General features: G+C 53.2%; 14 protein-coding genes. 6 read left to right on the top strand and 8 right to left on the bottom strand.

Annotated elements, in window-relative coordinates; translation table 11 throughout:
- The first annotated feature begins 263 nt into the window (after nt 1-263).
- On the top strand, nt 264-1,679 hold the full coding sequence (gltX, locus tag RT644_RS09200) for a glutamate--tRNA ligase (protein ID WP_045513842.1): 1,416 nt from the start codon (nt 264-266) through the stop codon (nt 1,677-1,679).
- Between the two features lie 89 nt (nt 1,680-1,768).
- Here gltX and RT644_RS09195 read toward each other — a convergent pair whose 3' ends face one another.
- The 5 genes from RT644_RS09195 to RT644_RS09175 form a co-directional block, all read right to left on the bottom strand.
- Nucleotides 1,769-2,368 carry a nitroreductase family protein gene (locus tag RT644_RS09195; RefSeq protein ID WP_313626420.1) on the bottom strand — a complete coding sequence of 200 codons (600 nt, stop codon included), beginning with the start codon at nt 2,366-2,368 and terminating at the stop codon, nt 1,769-1,771.
- Between the two features lie 332 nt (nt 2,369-2,700).
- Entirely contained in the window at nt 2,701-2,943 is a 243-nt protein-coding gene (locus RT644_RS09190) for a DUF1158 family protein (protein WP_017458712.1), read from the bottom strand.
- 73 nt (nt 2,944-3,016) lie between these two features.
- Nucleotides 3,017-4,924 carry a nitrate- and nitrite sensing domain-containing protein gene (locus RT644_RS09185; RefSeq protein ID WP_313626419.1) on the bottom strand — a complete coding sequence of 636 codons (1,908 nt, stop codon included), beginning with the start codon at nt 4,922-4,924 and terminating at the stop codon, nt 3,017-3,019.
- A gap of 212 nt (nt 4,925-5,136) precedes the next feature.
- Nucleotides 5,137-6,255 (bottom strand): YbdK family carboxylate-amine ligase, encoded by a 1,119-nt coding sequence (locus tag RT644_RS09180; RefSeq protein WP_313626418.1) that lies wholly within the window; start codon nt 6,253-6,255, stop codon nt 5,137-5,139.
- Between the two features lie 85 nt (nt 6,256-6,340).
- Entirely contained in the window at nt 6,341-7,804 is a 1,464-nt protein-coding gene (locus tag RT644_RS09175; protein WP_020454637.1) for a PLP-dependent aminotransferase family protein, read from the bottom strand.
- 232 nt (nt 7,805-8,036) lie between these two features.
- On the opposite strand from RT644_RS09175, the gene RT644_RS09170 reads away from it, so the two are divergent.
- The 5 genes from RT644_RS09170 (at nt 8,037) to RT644_RS09150 (ending at nt 11,793) form a co-directional block, all read left to right on the top strand.
- Nucleotides 8,037-8,885 carry a transporter substrate-binding domain-containing protein gene (locus tag RT644_RS09170; protein ID WP_313626417.1) on the top strand — a complete coding sequence of 283 codons (849 nt, stop codon included), beginning with the start codon at nt 8,037-8,039 and terminating at the stop codon, nt 8,883-8,885.
- Nucleotides 8,886-8,930: 45 nt separating this feature from the next.
- Complete coding sequence (locus RT644_RS09165) at nt 8,931-9,572, top strand: amino acid ABC transporter permease (protein WP_045513856.1); 642 nt, start codon at nt 8,931-8,933, stop codon at nt 9,570-9,572.
- Nucleotides 9,573-9,586: 14 nt separating this feature from the next.
- Nucleotides 9,587-10,252, top strand: coding sequence for an amino acid ABC transporter permease (locus RT644_RS09160; RefSeq protein ID WP_020454634.1), 666 nt, complete (start codon nt 9,587-9,589; stop codon nt 10,250-10,252).
- A complete protein-coding gene (locus tag RT644_RS09155; protein WP_020454633.1) occupies nt 10,245-11,006 on the top strand; it encodes an amino acid ABC transporter ATP-binding protein in 762 nt (253 codons plus the stop codon). Before RT644_RS09160 ends, RT644_RS09155 begins: the two co-directional genes overlap by 8 nt.
- Nucleotides 11,007-11,286: 280 nt before the next feature.
- Nucleotides 11,287-11,793: a DUF4760 domain-containing protein gene (locus RT644_RS09150; RefSeq protein ID WP_313626416.1), complete on the top strand. Its 507-nt coding sequence runs from the start codon at nt 11,287-11,289 to the stop codon at nt 11,791-11,793.
- Between the two features lie 192 nt (nt 11,794-11,985).
- Here RT644_RS09150 and RT644_RS09145 read toward each other — a convergent pair whose 3' ends face one another.
- Genes RT644_RS09145 through RT644_RS09135 form a run of 3 tightly spaced genes read right to left on the bottom strand, consistent with a single transcriptional unit; the run spans nt 11,986 to nt 13,737 of the window.
- Nucleotides 11,986-12,753, bottom strand: a complete 768-nt coding sequence (locus RT644_RS09145; protein ID WP_020454631.1) for a GGDEF domain-containing protein — start codon at nt 12,751-12,753, stop codon at nt 11,986-11,988.
- The gene (locus RT644_RS09140; RefSeq protein WP_020454630.1) at nt 12,747-13,163 is read right to left on the bottom strand and encodes a DUF1987 domain-containing protein; all 417 of its coding nucleotides are present in this window, start codon (nt 13,161-13,163) and stop codon (nt 12,747-12,749) included. Before RT644_RS09140 ends, RT644_RS09145 begins: the two co-directional genes overlap by 7 nt.
- Nucleotides 13,156-13,737, bottom strand: a complete 582-nt coding sequence (locus tag RT644_RS09135) for a SiaB family protein kinase (protein WP_238328383.1) — start codon at nt 13,735-13,737, stop codon at nt 13,156-13,158. The genes RT644_RS09140 and RT644_RS09135 overlap by 8 nt, the downstream gene beginning before the upstream one ends.
- Nucleotides 13,738-13,739 lie beyond the last annotated feature (2 nt).

The following is a 13,739-nucleotide window of genomic DNA, read 5'->3' as shown; positions in this document are numbered from 1 at the left end:
ATCACCCCCGCTGTGTGGAGTCGCATTATAGGGAGAGTTGAAAATGAGTCAACGCATTTTCAAAAGAAATTGTTCGTTCGTCGTAAAATTAGACAAACCGCTGCGTAAAGCGTCGCGAGAGCATGATTTCTAAACAAAATAGCCTGATTACCCCCTCATTGCGGCAACAACATTGAGGAATCAGCCCACAGTGATAGAATATCGCCCACTTTCATTTTAGCTATTGCCGACGGTCGGCATCTTTATAAACGTAAGGCCATTTCATGAAAATCAAAACTCGCTTCGCGCCAAGCCCCACCGGCTACCTGCACGTTGGCGGCGCGCGCACTGCTCTTTACTCCTGGCTATTTGCACGTAATCACGGCGGTGAGTTTGTGCTGCGTATTGAAGACACCGATCTCGAGCGCTCCACTCCGGAAGCAATTGAAGCCATCATGGATGGCATGAACTGGCTGAATCTGGAGTGGGACGAAGGCCCGTACTTCCAGACCAAACGCTTTGACCGCTACAACGCGGTTATCGATGAAATGCTGGAAGCGGGCACCGCCTACAAATGCTACTGCTCGAAAGAACGCCTTGAGCAGCTGCGCGAAACGCAGATGGCAAATAATGAAAAACCACGTTATGACGGCCGTTGCCGCCACGATCATTCGCACCATGCTGATGACGAGCCGTGCGTCGTGCGTTTTGCCAACCCGCAGGATGGTTCTGTTATTTTTGACGACCAGATTCGCGGCCCGATTGAGTTCAGCAACCTCGAACTCGACGATCTGATCATCCGCCGTACTGATGGATCTCCAACCTATAACTTCTGCGTTGTGGTTGATGACTGGGATATGGAAATTACCCACGTTATTCGTGGTGAAGACCATATCAACAACACGCCGCGTCAGATCAACATTCTGAAAGCGTTGAACGCACCGGTTCCGGTATACGCGCATGTGTCGATGATTAACGGCGACGACGGTAAAAAACTCTCCAAACGCCATGGCGCGGTCAGCGTAATGCAGTATCGCGACGATGGTTACCTGCCGGAAGCGCTGCTTAACTACCTGGTACGTCTGGGCTGGTCGAGCGGCGATCAGGAGATTTTCTCACGCGAAGAGATGATCAAGCTGTTCTCACTTGGCGCGGTAAGCAAATCCGCGAGCGCGTTCAACACCGACAAGCTGCTGTGGCTGAACCATCACTACATCAATTCGCTGGATCCCGAGTATGTGGCGACGCACCTGCAGTGGCACATTGAGCAGGAAAATATCGACACCCATACCGGTCCGCAGCTGTTTGAGCTGGTGAAACTGCTCGGCGAGCGTTGCAAAACGCTGAAAGAGATGGCGGCAAGCTGCCGTTATTTCTATGAAGAGTTTGACGAGTTCGATGCGGACGCGGCGAAAAAACACCTGCGTCCGGTTGCGCGTCAGCCGCTGGAAGTGGTGCGTGACAAGCTGGCTGCTATCACCGACTGGACGGCGGAAAACGTTCACCACGCGATTCAGGCGACCGCCGATGAGCTGGAAGTGGGCATGGGCAAAGTGGGGATGCCGTTGCGCGTTGCCGTGACCGGCGCGGGTCAGTCTCCGGCGCTGGATGTCACCGTTCACGCCATTGGCCAGGCGCGCAGCATCGCGCGTATCAACAAAGCGCTGGGTTTTATTGCTGAGCGTGAAAGCCAGCAGTAAGTTTTACCTGCTGTAAATAAAAAGCCGCCTTTATTAAGGCGGCTTTTTTATGGCTGTCAGCTTACTGCACGCAGCGTGAATTCCGTTGATTAACGGGCAACCACAAAGCGTTTGGCGTCATCCATAAAGGCTTTATCGCCAGCCGGGGCCACGATCGAACCGAAGTTCATATGGCCGCGCAGTTTCCAGTTCTCCGGAATACCCCAGGTGCGCTGCACATCGGCGTCAACCAGTGGGTTATAGTGTTGCAGGTTCGCGCCGATGCCTTTCTCGGTCAGCGCCAGCCACACGGCGTACTGTGCAATACCGGTGCTGTGTTCAGACCATACCGGGAAGTTATCGGCGTAAGCCGCAAACTGCTCCTGCAAGCCTTTCACCACATCCTGATCTTCAAAGAACAGCACGGAACCCGCCGCTGCGGCAAAGCCGTCCAGCTTGTCGGAAGTGGCTTTAAAGCTCTCTTCCGGCACGATTTTTCTCAGCTGCTCGCGAGTCAGCTCCCAGAACTGCACATGTTCTTTACCTAACAGGATCAGCGCGCGGGAACTCTGTGAGTTAAACGCCGAAGGTGCCTGACGAATCGCTTCTTTGACGGTTTCAATGACCACATCTTCTGCCACCGGCAGATCTTTACCCAGGGCGTAGATAGTGCGGCGTTGTTTTGCTAAAGCGAGAAAATTGTCTGACATAGTCACTCCTGAAGTTGGCTGCACATCCGCTACGTTGTTACCTGCGGACTGTGAAAACAAAGCGCTAAAAAGTTTCTGTAATGGGTTCATGGTTAATCTGGCCTGCAACGAAAGTTTTGATTAATTTTACGGCCAACCTGCGGGCCAGTTCCGTTTGTAATGGGCTGGTTTGCCCTGATGAAACGAATGATAGGCCGGTGACGGGGAAAGAAAAAGCTGAACTATTTGCGCGTAGTGTTCAAAAAATTAGAATGACTTTTGAATAGTTATCGAGGGTAAAAGGCGGGGAGATTCCCCACCTTACACGCGCAGGGAGGGGAAACAGCGCGTTTTCAGGCGGCGAGCCAGCGCTTCCAGATAAAGCGCACAACAAAAAACTCCACCGTGCCGAGCAACAAAAACCACAGGCAGTAAAGAATGATATAAAGCTGCGTCAAATCCAGCAGGTGGAAGCGCTGCACCAGGCTTTGCGCCAGTTGCAACCCAAGCGCAGGGGCAGGAAGCAGCAGCACAGAGAGAAAAGCCATCAGCAGAATACCTGCCAGCGTAAGCAGCGGTTCGAGCGAGTGTTTCATAAGCGTTAATCGAAGGTGAAAAGCCGCATTGTCGGGGAAAGCTGCGCGCTGTGCAACGTCCCCCGACAGGTCTTTACGCTACCACGAAGCGGTCAACCAGCGTCGCCATGGTTTCCGATTGTTGATCCAGCATCTGGCTGGCGGTCGCCGCGCTGGCGACCAGCCCGGCATTTTGCTGGGTTACCTGCTCCAGTTGGTTCAGGGCTTGATGCACCTGCGACACGCCCAGTGACTGCTCGCTCGCCGCACGCGCAATATCGCTGACAAACGCCAGCATCTGCCCGGTATGGGCTTTTGCCGATTGCAGCGCGCGGTCAGAAGCCTGCACCAGCGTGACGCCTTGCTGGATCTGCTCCATGTTTTTGCTCACCAGTTCGCGGATCTGGTGCGCGTCGTTGGCACACCGTTGCGAAAGGTTACGCACTTCGCTCGCTACCACGGCGAAACCTTTGCCCAGCTCACCGGCGCGTGCGGCTTCCACTGCCGCATTCAGTGCTAGCAGGTTGGTCTGAAACGAGATTTCGTCGATTGAACTAACGATATTCGAGATCTGCTCGCTGGAGCCGCGAATGGCAGTCATGCTCTGGCTGGCTTCACCCGCCACCCGGCTTGCTTCCTGCACCTGTTGCTCCATCTCTTGCGTCAGCCGTTTAGCCTCATTCGCGTTATCCGCCGTCTGGTTCACCGCCGTAGCGATCTGCTCCATGCTGGCCGCGGTTTCTACCAGCGAGGCGGCTTGTTCATCTGTTCGTGAGGCCAGATCCTGGTTCCCACTGGCAATCTCGGAACTGGCGCCGCGCAACACGCCCGCACCGTGTTTTATCTCGCTGACAATATGCTGAATATTCTCGATGGCCTGGTTGTAAGCGCGGTTCAGGAGCGACAACTCATCACTGCCCGGCACATCCAGACGCTGGGTAAGATCACCGTCCATTCCTTCAATGGTGGCCAGTGAATGGTGCAACTGGCGATGAATACTGCTGGCGACCAGCAGGGCGAAGAACAGCGCGATCAGCAGGGCTGCAATGCTTATCACCGCAAAAACAATCACATCACGCCAGGCGTTATCCGCCAGATCTTTTGCCGTTTGCAACAGGGTATTTGCCGCGGCATCTTCCACGGATTTCAGCGTATTGATGCGTGCCGTCTGGGCGTTAAACCAGTCTGTCGGCGCGATGCCAAATCCGCCGGTCGCCACATGGTCAATTGCCTGCTGGCGCATCTCAAGCGCGCGCGTTACTTCCGGAGTTTGCAGTTGCGCCGTCAGCCGTTCATTGACGGCGGCAGTACTGAACGCTCGCGTTGCCGCCAGCCAGGAAAGTTGCTTGCCAACCACTTCGTTCAGCTGACGGAACTGGCCGTCGGTAAATCGGTCGGCGGAAAACACGTTGGACATCAGCGCACGTTCCACGCCGGTTTGCTCTTTGGCATTCAGCACGCTGTAATATGCCGCCAGTTGATTCACAATTTCGCCGTTATCCGTCAGCTGACTAATTCCACCCACCACATTGAGTAAATCGCTAATAATGGTGCTGTACCAGGTCAGCGAGTCTGTACCGCTAACGCTGAGGGCATGAATTTGTTGGCGAAAATCCGTTATGCCTTGTTGATGCTGGCGGAATTGATCGAGCGCATGACGAATATCATTATTCGCCCGCTGGAGCGGGAATGCTTTTAACGCCTCGGCTAACTGGCTCAGGGCTTTATCAGAGAGAATATATTGCGCAGTTAACTCGGCATTAAATTGCTGTCCTTTGCTGCCGATATATCCTGCGCTCATGCCGCGCTCTTTTTGTAATTCATGAATAACGCCACCGGCATTTTTCGCCAGATCCGTTAAGGTAATGATGGTGCGCATCTGCTGGCCTGTTTCCACGCGTGCCAGGATGCCGCTGGTTGCTAACCATATGAGGGCAAACAATAAAGGCAGTAAAGCCAGTAATAATTTAAATTTCATTGATAAACGGTAAATCCATCTCATACAAATGCCTCATGTTCTCGTTTGCTTTAATTCGTTATCGGAGTAGGGGGCGGGGTCTTTATTTCTAACGCAGGGCTTGTTGATATTTATCAATTCTGTTGAATCCATCTACCACTTAGTGGTTATTATTTTGCGTAATAAGAAAAAAATAACCTGCTGATGCGCAGGTTATTTACGTTGTGGTTAAGAATAATAACTAAAAAATTAATGCGTTAGCCTGCCGCCCAAATCTCAGCGTGTTTTTGCATTAATCCAATTAGCGAGCCACCATCGGCAATAAATTCACGCATCATCTGTGCTTCGCTTTTTCCGCGTTTCACCACATTGGCCAGTTCATCCAGGGCACTACCCGCATTCAGTTTATCTGCCGACGGCGCGAGCTTCTCCAGCAGACGAGTGAGATCGTCAGCAATGGTGTACCGCTCACCGGTGTGCACATCGGTAATCAGACCTTCCAGCCCGTAACGGCAGGCCTGAAAACGGTTGAATTTATACAATAAATAATCCTGCGGCTGATGTTTAAACGGTCGCTCGGCCAGCAGCCAGTGCGACAGCGCCTGGATAAACCCGGCCACATTAATGGCGTGTGACAGCGTCAGCGGCGTGTCCATGACCCGCACTTCAACGGTGCCAAAATGCGGGCTGGGGCGAATGTCCCAGTGCAAATCTTTGATGCTTTCAATCATTGAGGTGTAGCTCAGGCGGCGAAACAGCCCTTCAAACTCCTGCCAGTTCGCCACCCAGGGCATCGGGCCATTATCCGGAAAGGAAGAGAAAATGTTCAGGCGCGACGACGCATAGCGGGTGTCGGTGCCCTGGATGTAGGGCGAGGCGGCGCTGAGCGCAATAAAGTGCGGCACAAAACGGGAAAGGCCATGCAACAAATAGATCGCGTCGTCGCCGTTGGTGCAGCCAACGTGCACATGCTGGCCAAACACCGTCGCTTGTTGCATCAGATAACCAAACGTCTCCAGCGTGCGGCTGTAACGCTCATCATTGCAGATCTCCTGGCGTTCCCACTTCTGAAAAGGGTGAGTGCCGCCGCCGCATATCTGCACATGGTGCTCGGATGCAGCCTGCAAAATCACATGCTGCATGGCGGAAAACTGATGTGCCGCCTGGTTGATATCGCGGCACACGCCGGTGGCAATCTCCAGCATGCTTTCGGTGATGTCATGTTTGACTTCACCGGTACTTATCTGGTGTTTTACCGATTCAATCAGCCGTGAAGAGTCCTGGCTCAAATCGTAACCCGGCGGGTTAACGACCTGTAACTCCAGTTCAATGCCGAGCGTAAACGGTTCGGAAACATGAAAATCCGGCAGTGGCATAGCGTTCTCGCGATAAATGGGTTTGCTTCATTATGGAAGCGATTACTCATTCCTTCCTGCGAGGCGGCGACAACCGCTCAAAATATCAACATAGCTGCGCCAGTTGGCCGCGCAACACTTCCACGCCAGGGGCAATTGCATCCGGATTGATAGCGTGAAACCCCATGCGAAAGAAGTTATCCGGCGGCGCGGCATCAAGAAAATGCCGCGCGCCGGGCTCAATCAATACGCCCGCGTGGGCGGCGCGCCAGGTCAGTTGCTGGGTGTTGATCTGTTCTGGTGTGCGCAGCCAGAAGGCGTTGGCATGTTCGCTACCCTGCATCAACTGGCACTCCGGCAGAAACGTGTGTAGCGCGTTGTGCAGACAATCCCAGCGGCGGGCGGAGTCTTCGTGGTAGCGGCGCAAATGGGTTTCGTAATGCCCCTGTGCCAGAAAATGCGCCATCTGGTATTGAATATTGGTTGGCGGATGACGGTACACCAGGCGGCGCAGCGCCCGCGCTTCATCAATGATTTCCGGCGCGGCAACCATATACCCCAGCCGTAACCCCGGCGACAGTGCTTTGGACAAGCTGCTGACATAAATCACGCGCCCGCTGCGATCGCTGGCTTTCAGCGCGGGCAGCGGGTTTTGCATAAAGTTACTTTCCGAGTCGTAATCGTCCTCAATCACCACTGCATCGTGGCGGGCAGCGTAATCGAGCAATTGCACGCGCCGCGCTTTGCTCATCGTCACGCCAGTCGGCACCTGGTGGCCCGGCGTCACATAGTAGTAGTCGCAAGGGGTTTCATTGAGCACCAGCCCTTCACTGTCCACATCGTGCGGCACGATTTGCGGCTCGCTTAATAAGAAGGTGTTAATGGCTTCGCGAAAACCCGGGTTCTCCACCGCCACGCGCGTCGCGGGCGACATCAGCAAACGCGTCAGCAGATAGAGCGCGTTTTGCGAGCCGAGCGTAATCAGGATCTCATCCGGTGCGGCAACGATGCCGCGTTTGGGCAACACGCGGGTGCGGATCTGCTCAATCAGCATCGGCACATCCTGGTCAATATGATCAATCACCCATGCCGGGTCGCGCACACCACCGTGCAGCCAGTTTGCCGCCGCGCGCCAGCTGGCAAGCGGGAACTGCTGCGTGTAGGGCTGCCCGTAGATAAACGGGTAGCGGTAGTGCATCCAGCCTGCTGGTTTAAGGATCGATTCCTGCTGGCTGGGGGTGATTTTCAGGCGGTTGCCCCAGTGTGGTGCAGCGCTCTCGCATTCAGGTGCAGGTGGCGTCGGGTTTTGCCCGCAGCGGTAGTAATCCGGGTGCAGGTAGTAACCGCTGCGCGGGCGGCTCACCAGGTAACCCTCATTGACCAGGCCTTCAAACACCAGCGCGGTGGTATTGCGCGAAACGTTAAGCTGGCTGGCAAGCTGGCGGCAAGAGGGCAGTGCGGTATCCGCCGGGAAAATCCCGCTCAGAATGGCGTTGATCAAACATTCGCGGACTTGCTCCTGCAATCCACGCTGGCCGTCAAAATTCACATTCAACAGGTGACGAATCATGCTGCACTCCTTCGGATATATCGCGTAATGCGATGGAGCAAATTCCATACCAGCTTCCTGTTAACTGACACACTCATTCGCCAGAACTGGCTCTATTCACAAAAGCGCAAGCCTCCCTATTGTAAAAACGCAGTCACGAAAAACACACGATGTCGTATTTAGGCATATATCTTGCAACGCTTCCGGCACACCTGGGATATACCGGTCTGGCACATTAAATAAGGGTGGAGAGATGAAAAACGTATTCGGCAAATATTGTCTTGCAGCCATGATCTCTTTGGCGTTTTCCTTACACGCAGTCGCAGCGGATTTACCCGAAATAGAAAAATCTGGCACCATGAAAGTGGCGACCGAGGACGATTACGCGCCATTCAACTTTATGAATAATGGCCAGACGGATGGTTTTAACAAGGATATGCTTGAGGAATTACGCAAGTACGCAAAATTCAATATTAACCAAAGTATCTTACCGTGGACGGGATTACTCGCTGCGGTTTCCACCGGCCAATACGATATGGCACTCACCGGTGCGGTAATTACCGATGAACGCCTCAATGTCTTTAATTTCACCCCGCCGTGGGCCTCTGCGCAGCACTATTTTGTCAAACGCGCCGACGATAAAACCTTAAATACCATTGCCGATCTCAGCGGTAAAAAAGTGGGCGTCCAGGCGGGCAGTGCGCTGCTGGCGCGTTTGCCGGAGCTGAAAACGATGCTGGAGAAAGTGGGCGGAAAACTCGGACCGGTGGTGGAGTATCAGTCCTATCCGGAAGCCTACGCCGATCTGGCGAACAAACGCGTTGATTACGTGATAAACGTGGTGATTTCCGTCAACGATCTGGTGAAAGCCAAACCGAAAGTCTTTGCCAAAGGTCTGGCGGTTTCCGGGCCAGGTTACATGGCGTGGCCGATCCCGAAAAACTCACCTGAGCTGCTGAAATTTATGACCGGTTTTATGAACCATATGACTGAAACCGGCAAGCTCACTGAGCTGCAGAAAAAGTGGTTTGGCGAAACCTATGAACTGCCGAAAGAGCCGATCACCAGCGCCGATCAGTTCCACAAGTTAGCCGGTTTGTAAGTAACCTGCGGCGGGCAACCGCCGCCCGTTTTCACAGGAGGGAACATGGACTTAATCTCATGGCAGTTATTGATTGAAGGCGCATGGACGACCCTCTGGATCTCAGGCGTGGCGATTGCGTTCGGGGTGGTTATCGGCCTGGTTATCGCCTTTATCCGCATGATGAAGATCCCGTTTATTGACCAGTTTCTGGTGGTTTACATCAGCCTGGCGCGTGCCACGCCGCTGGTAACGCTGGTGCTGTTTCTGTTTTTATCCCTGCCGACGCTCGGTATTAACCTGGATAAAACGCTGGCGGCGATTGTCGCGCTGACGCTGAACACCTCGGCGTTTAACGCGGAAATCTGGCGCAACGCTTTCCGTAACTTCCCCCGTGAACAGCGGGAAGCGGCGGAGTCTGTGGGAATGCGGCGCTGGACCTATTTCCGCCACATCATGTTGCCGCAAATGTGGATCGAAAGCCTGCCGGCGCTGGTCAACGAGATGTCGTTTTTGATCAAAGGCAGCCCGGCGATTGCGGTGATTGGCGTGGTGGATTTAACGCGCGTGACCAACCGGATCTCCTCTGTGACCTATGAACCGCTGTCGCCGATCCTCGCTGCGGCGCTGTTATACGTGATTATTATCGGTCTGTTGCTGAAGTTGCAGGGCGTAGCAGAACGCAAAGCGAAGCGTCTGGCGCGATAAAAGGCGGAGGATTTATGAATCAGTGGGGAATTATTTGGGCCGCGCGTGAGAGTTTTTACAACGGCCTGCTGGCAACGTTAGAGTTGTTTATTATTGCCGCCGTGGTTGGGTTATTGATCGGTGTGCTGTTTTGCTACCTGATGGAATATCAGAACCGTGTTGTTCATCGCCTGATTATTGCTTTTGTCAGCCTGATGCGGGCAATACCGTTTTTGATTCTGGCGTATCTGCTTTATTACGGTTTACCGCAGTTAGGTATCAGCATGGACGCCTGGACCGCAGGGTTATTAGCCCTGGTAATTTATCATGGTGCCTATTTCTTCGAAATATTACGCAGTCAGCGCAGAATATTCTCCTCGGGCTATATTGAAGCTGCCGTATCGCAAGGTTTTTCTCGTTATAAGATCTTCCTGCGCATTATTTTGCCGAATATTGTCTCTTCCGCGCTGCCCTTAATGGGCAATCAGTTGATTATTTGCCTGAAGGACACGGCGTTTCTGTGCATTATTACCGTGCAGGAGATCACCGCCGCCGCGAACAGTGTGCAGTCCACGTACTTTATTCCGTTTAACGCCTTTATTGTCGCCATTGCGCTGTACTGGGGCATCAGCATTCTGCTGGAGTTGCTGATTAAGCGGTTGAGCCATTACGGAGCGAAAAGAGGAATGACCCATGCCTGAAGCAAACGCGGTAAGCATCAAAAACCTGTCCAAACAGTTTGATAACGTGGAAGTGCTGCGCGATATCAATCTGACCGTAAAGAAGGGCACAGTGGTCAGCATCCTGGGATCGTCCGGTTCAGGGAAATCGACGCTGCTGCGCTGTATGAACTGGCTGGAACAGCCGGATCGCGGCGAAGTGCGCATCAGCGGGCAGCGCATCGGTGTGGATGAAAAAACCGGCAAAGCGATGTCGCATAAAGATCTCTCACACATCCGTGAACGGGTTGGCATGGTGTTCCAGAGCTTTAACCTGTGGCCGCATTTATCCGTGTTGCACAACGTCAGCGAAGCGCTGGTGCATGTGAAGGGGATGAAGCGTGAACAGGCGAATGAGATTGCCCACCGGCAACTGGAAAAGGTCGGCATGAACCATAAAGCCGATGTCTACCCGATAACGCTGTCCGGCGGGCAGAAGCAGCGCGTGGCGATTGCCCGTTCGCTGGCGATGTCGCCGGAGGTGATTTTATTTGATGAACCCACTTCAGCGCTGGATCCGGAACTGGTTAACGAAGTGCTGGGCGTGATGAAAGATCTCGCTGCAGAGGGTTACACCATGGTAGTGGTGACGCACGAGATGGATTTCGCCCGCCAGGTATCGGATGAAGTGGTGTTTCTGGAGAAGGGGTTGCTGATCGAGAAAGCACCGCCCGAGAAATTTTTCACTAACCCGGACTCGGACAGGGTGAGAAAGTTTTTGCAATCCAGTCGCTGAAGGCGGCAATTGAGAACCGAAAAAACAGACCGCTTATCGTTATTTTTCGAGCGGTGCCGCACTTTGAAATATCCAACAGGATTGCATTGGACTTGCCATTGCGAAGCGGCTACTGCGATTATAAAATCACCACCTAAGTGAAATTTCACTCATTGTTAGGGTAATGCGTACAGGGAGATTTATATGAAAAAATGTGATGAGTTCGACGGTTTCTGACAGACAACTTTTTTACAGGCGGAGCTCAGGCTCCGCTTTTTTATCTAATGACAGGGAATTGTCTATGGAAATCAGTCCGACAGCGTGGCAAGTCATCAGCAATCTCCTCGTTTTTGGCGGTATTTGTACCGCTGTCCTTACCATCCGATTTAACGTGAAGATGGCCCGGAAAACCCAAACGGCGACCTTTCTTTTTGAAAGCAGAAAAGACAGTGAATACATTGATGGTCTGCATACACTTCGGCGCGTTCGCGATTCCGGGAAATCCTTCCGTTCATATGTGTTCCCTGTTGCAGAAAACCTTTCAAAGGATGAGAACTACGAAGGACGAAAAATACAATACATTCTTAATTTCTATGAGCGTATGGCGGTAAGCATAAAAGCCGGTATTTATGAGGAAAATATGATTAAGCAGGCCTCATATACGACGGTAATAGACACCTACGAAACCGCTGAGCCGCTGATTAAGGCGTTACGGGAAAAACTGCGTACTTCTCTTACTTATCAGGAGTTCGAATGGTTGCATAAACGCTGGAAAAACAAGCCGCTTAAGAACAATAAAACAATCTGACAAGCCCCTGGCAAATTGACTCAGTTATCTTCATTTTTCTGCGATGCCCGCGCCTGGGTTGCTGTTTTCGCGAAAGTTGGCCCGGTAAGCGTCGGTTACAACAGAGCAAGACAGGCAGAAAGCCTGCCGCAAAGCACCATGTGTTACTGCGGATCGTTGCACTCTGCCGAACGTAGTCGAACGCCCGCTCCCTTAATGCTGAACATTTTCCGATGAAAGCCCCATTTTCACCTGAGGGCGAAAAAAATCCTCATGCAGCGCCACCTGGTTACGCCCGCGTTTTTTCGCGTGATACAGCGCGGCATCGGCCGTGCTATACAGCGTCTCGAAATCGCTGTCTTTATGCCCCAGGCTGACGCCAAAACTGGCGGTTACCAGTTGCTGCGGGAGCACTTCCAGTGGCGAGGCGTTCAGCGACGAGTGAATATAACTGGCCGTGATCATCGCCTCTTCAACACGCGCTTTGGGCAGAACAATGGTGAATTCTTCGCCACCAACGCGACCGATCGCCGCGCTTTGCGGCACGGCGCGGCGAATACGCGCCACCAGCGCGCAAATCACGCGGTCGCCCATCGGGTGACCGTACTCATCATTAATGCGTTTGAAATGATCGATATCGAGCAGGATCAGCGCCACATGGCCCGTGGTCAGACCCTGGTTAATGTGATTAATGATCGCGCTGCGGTTAAACACGGCGGTCAGCGGGTCGTGCGTCGCCTCATATTCAAGGCGCGCCGCCAGCTGTTGCAACTGCTCATTCATGCGATTCAGTTCGCGCTCAGCGCGATCACTGCGCGAAATTAGGCGATACGATTCACGGATCAGGCGCTGGTAGTTTTTCGCCACCGCCCACAATTTTTCACGGCAGGCATCCGCCGTCAGCCTGTCGTCGGCAGCGGCCAGACGAGCATCTTCGAGGACGGAATAGTCCTCCTTGAATAGCTCATTGATATCTAGCATGCGTTAATGTCCGGGATAAGAAAAACGGTCAGCGACGGGAAATCGATGCGTAGCTCCTGGCCAAACTCCTCGGAGATATCGTCTTCCGCGTCATAGTACCAGTGCAGCTCACACACCGCGCCGTCGCGGGCGTAATCATTCAGGCTTTCGAACAGCGTAAATAACAGCTTGGTGCTGGAGCTGTTGAAGTAGCTCAGCGCCACATGTAGCTGGAGTGGGGCGTCCGTCTGCTGGCCACTCTGCAACCAGCCTTCCAGCGCATCCATCAACGGGCGGAAAAACGCGGCGGCATTCTCCGGGTAGGCTTCGCCTTTTAGCATCAGGCGTTGGGCGGCAAAATCAAATTTCACCTCCGGCGTCGCGGCGGTGGCGGGCAATTCAATAGCCGGCGTCAGTGTCATATCAGTCATGGCAGAACGTTGCCTTTAAGTGAAAGGCGGACAGCGAACCCGCCGCCAGAGGGTGAATGCGATATTCCAGCGGCAGGCTGGTATCCCGCGCCATGGTCAACAAACCGATGTTCGCGCCTTTACTGGTCGCCGGGGCTTCACTGCGCAGCCCCTGTTTCCAGGCATCGCGGATCTCCGCCTGCGACATACCGCGCAACACATCGAGATTTGTCTGCAATAACGTAGATGCTTCCGGCCCCACCAGGTTTGCGGTTTCGAGATAATAGTGAGTTTGATCCATATGAAAGCAGACCGAACCGAAGCGCAGCTCTTGCTGTTCAGTTGATAAATAGCGGTCGTCTGAGGAGTAACGCACAATGTTTTGCCCCATCTCGATAAAAGCCGAGAACAGCTTTCTGCGCGTTACCGCTGAGGATTCGTGTTTATCCAGCCATGTGCGAATGACTTCACCCAGCGAAACAATATGCTGCTGGGAAAAATAGCCCGTATAAAAAAGCTCAACGGCGTTTTGCCGTTGCAGCGTAAAAAGGGGTAACAGAACGGCTTCTTTGACCTGCAGGTCGTTTATTTGCATGT

Source organism: Kosakonia sp. (genome assembly GCF_032104925.1).
GTDB lineage: Bacteria > Pseudomonadota > Gammaproteobacteria > Enterobacterales > Enterobacteriaceae > Kosakonia.
Note: the sequence above shows the minus strand (reverse complement) of the source record. Positions and strands in the feature narration are given on the sequence as shown.